The organism is Bacteroidota bacterium (assembly GCA_026391695.1).
GTDB lineage: Bacteria > Bacteroidota > Bacteroidia > Bacteroidales > JAGONC01 > JAPLDP01.
Genome location: JAPLDP010000013.1, coordinates 1 through 3,993 on the forward strand (window position 1 = coordinate 1; position 3,993 = coordinate 3,993).

Annotated in this window: 2 protein-coding genes; both read right to left on the reverse strand. The window is 42.4% G+C overall.

What is annotated here, in order from left to right; genetic code table 11:
- Positions 1–1,293 (reverse strand): carboxypeptidase-like regulatory domain-containing protein (locus NT175_00265; GenBank protein ID MCX6233147.1); only part of this gene is annotated, 1,293 nt, incomplete at its 3' end.
- Positions 1,294–1,610: 317 nt separating this feature from the next.
- On the reverse strand, positions 1,611–3,029 hold the full coding sequence (locus tag NT175_00270) for an aldehyde dehydrogenase family protein (GenBank protein ID MCX6233148.1): 1,419 nt from the start codon (positions 3,027–3,029) through the stop codon (positions 1,611–1,613).
- Positions 3,030–3,993 lie beyond the last annotated feature (964 nt).

A 3,993-nucleotide genomic window follows, 5' to 3' on the forward strand; every position in this document is an offset into this window, starting at 1 on the left:
GGGCCAGTTGCCTCCCTGCTGCATGCCGATATAAAATTCACCACTGGAAAAGGTAATGCCGAGGGATGACAGGTCAAACGACACCCATCCGAAGGCTTGTGGTTCCACTTCAATGCTTCCCAGATAAGTGCCCGGGTAGCCATTGGGGCCATCATCGTCGAAAACGGCAATGCCGAATGTCTGCAATTGATCACCGCCCGGAGGAAAAGTGCCATCACCGATATTCACCGAACCACCAGTAACATTGACAGGGTAACCGACCGGTGTAAACTTCAGTGCATTCAGGCTTCCTTCTTCCAGCCACGCGGTCATATTTTCAAACGTACCGTCATCGTAGATGATTTCATAATATCCATTGGGTATTCCCCAGGTTACATCCACCACGTTATTATTTGGTGGACGAAGCGCTGCGAGAACACCTGACGGAGGTACAGCCTCTTCAACAAGTGCTGCATTGAGTGTTGTGGTCGTATTCGGTGAAACATAGACATATTGTGATTGTGTGGTATAACCGGCTTTTTCAAAGATCACATTATATGTCACAGCAAGGAGTTCCATTGAATATGTACCATCTGCCGCGGTGTATGCATAATCAGTACCGGCTGTCACTTTAGCTCCGATAATTGGTAATCCTGAATATGCATCAGTCACCGTTCCATTGAGAATACCAGGGGGCATATCCTGCCAATATAATTGGATGTCAGCACGATAAGAATAGGTATAACCACTCGACGGCCAATAGTTATCATTATATGCATAACTGCTGTTATTAGGATAGATATATGAACCATAAAAGTATGGGTAGGAAGATGTCCAACCTATATCATGATCCTCATAAACTATGGAAATATTACTTGAACCATCCCAGATAAACGGTGTTTGCAGCGTGAAGACAACCCAACTGTCAAGATATGGACCAGGCCAGGTTACAGATCCGGAATAAACATGGGTATACCCATTGTTTGCCGGATCAGGGTAGCTTGTGTTAGTAACAGTGCTATACGGCACATTTTTCATGTAAATCTGTTCATCAGTCATGGTATAGGGTGAATAATAGCTATACTCATGATAGGCGATCTGGGTTATCTGGATTGCAGTGCTCATACCCATCTCGCTTTGAAGGTAAACACACTGGGACCATGAATAACCAAAATAGGGATAACATGGAAGATTGCTTAACCAATAATTCGCCGTTCCAATGGTAATAACGCCATCACCTTTCGCCTGATAAAATGAAAATACTGATAATAGAAATACAATTATCAGTTTGCTGAATCGAGTAACATTTTTCATAAGGATTATGGTTTTAGGTTTATTAATTATAAATTGATATTATTTTGCAGATTCGTGCAAATATAAACATTTACTTCAATAAGAAAAAAATATTTTCCTTCTATTTCGTCATCATTTCATAAAATATCAGACAATGAGCGTTTTATACTTTCCAGTTTGGTGACGATTAATTTTAAAATTCACGGCGACATACCAACTTCAGAAAGGATTGGTGTACAATGGGTAAAATGAGGCTTCAAAGTTAAAAACGTCTGCAAGTTATTCTAAATTCTTATTCTGCGGTAAAATTACATAAGATATTTTAAAAGCAAGAAAAATCAGAAATTTTTTACTAAAATACGTGGTTCGGTCATTTCCATGATACTATATCTGATTCCTTCCCTTCCTGTTCCGGAGTTTTTAACACCTCCATAAGGCATATGATCGACCCTGAATGATGGCGTATCATTGATGATCACGCCGCCTACTTCAAGATTCCGGAAGGCGTAATTCACCTCAGCCAGGTTATTGGTGAAAACGCCGGCTTGTAAGCCATATTCGGAGAGGTTTATTTTTTCGATGGCGTCTTCAAATGTGGTAAAAGGCTCCAGGGTCACCACGGGGCCGAAGATTTCGAGGGCACAAACCTTCATAGCCGGATTGGTTTGAGTGATGAGAGTAGGTTGATAATAGTTTCCATTCCTGTTACCGCCTATGAGCACTTTGGCCCCGGCTGTGACGGCTTCAGAGACCCATTCTTCGACGCGGCGGGCATGTTGCTCATTGATCATCACAGAGATATCGGTTTGGGGGTCGAAGGGATCGCCATATCTCAGATTCTTTACTGCGTCGGTAAATGTGCGGATAAAATAGTCGAATATGCCCTGTTCAATAAATATCCGCTGGGCGTGGATGCAAACCTGACCGGAATAAGCAAAGCCGCCGGTGACACATTTTTTCACTGTTGTTTCCATGTCACAGCTTTTAGTCACGACAACGCCGGCGTTTCCGCCCAGTTCGAGAATAACTTTTTTCTTACCGGCCTGTTGTTTCATTGGCCATCCGGCTTCAGGTGACCCTGTGAAAGAGAGCAGGCTGAAGCGGCTATCGGTCACCAGTAAATTGCCTGTGGTTCTATCCATAGGAAGAACAGATACAGCTCCTTTAGGCAGATCGGTATTATCGATAATCCGTGCCAGTTCGAGTGTTGAAAGCGGCGTGAGGGAACTTGGTTTGAGGATGACAGGGCATCCGGCTGCAATAGCGGGGGCTATTTTATGGACAGCCAGGTTAAGGGGAAAGTTAAATGGAGCAATGCCGGCGACAAGGCCCACGGGAAAATGCCTGACCAATCCCTCTTTTCCGGCACCGTCGCTGGTCCAGTCGAGACTGATATACTCCATAGGCATGCGTTTAGATTCCTCTGCGGCGATCCTGAAACACTGCACAGCACGTTCTATTTCGGATGTAGCGTATTTCAAGGGTTTTGCCGACTCAGAGCTGAGCAGTTGTATGAACCATTGCCGGCGGGCTGATATCTCATCGGCTATCCGCATGAGTATCACATATTTTTCGTAAGAAGCCATATCACGCAATGTTACCTGCACGGATTGGGCTTTCATTATAGCCATTTCCAATTCCCCGGGGCCGGCACGATATGTTTCAGCTATTACTTCATGGTTAAATGGATTGGTGATGCGTAAGACATCACCTGTTTTCCTAAATTCTCCACCAATATAAACAGGATAGATGTCCATGATATAAAATGTATGATTTGGGCTGTAAAGATAAGTATTTTACGAAATGTGAGGGTAGTATATATATTAATGTATAATGGAGGCGGAATAATTATATAATGTGCCGGAGATTGAGCATCTCTGGGAAAATAAAAGAGAGTCCTAACTATAGTGTGTTCCCGGGATTAAAATTCGCGATTTAAATAGCCCAGGACTTAAGTCCTGGGATAAAGGAAGCGAAAAAAAATTATGGGCTTTAGCCCGAAACAAAAGCATCAATTCAGATCGTAACCAAGGTTTTGGGCTAAAGCCCGGTTTGGTGTTATTTCTTTAACCCCGAGCTGAAGCACGGGGCTATTTATTACCTTCATCACCCTTTAAGTATGCATTTCCGTAAAGACTCAAAAAAGTTTTAGTCTAAATTTATGGGTAAATCTTATTTTGATGTGCTGGTGATTGGTTTGATCTGAAATTACAGATTTTATTCATAGATGCAGACTTTTTTAGCATATTTCTCTTCTTCTTTCTTTGTCTGCCACACAAAGAAAGAAGCAAAGAAAAGTCACCGCTGCATAAATGCCTTAGGGTTTGCAGGCGGGGTACCCACTCCTTGAATATCCAATATCGAACATTGAGTCCACTCCGAAATGTGGTTATCAAAAACCAATATTGGGCTAAAGCCATATATACCACCACTTTGCATTACCACGGCCTCAAGGCCGTGGTAATTGATAACCAGCTAGTTACCGGACTTTAATCCAAAATGCATACTTTTCGGAGTGGGCACAATCATTAATTTCAGAACTACACTACTCAATCTACAGCACATCAAAATATTATTTAGCCAAATATACATTACAAACCGTTTGGTTTACACACAGACGAATAAAAATCCAGTCCGTAGCTCAAGCGCTGCACGTGCTCGAAGCACAATCATTTATATTTGCGCAATAATCTAAAATTCGACATTTTATGAAACGAGCAT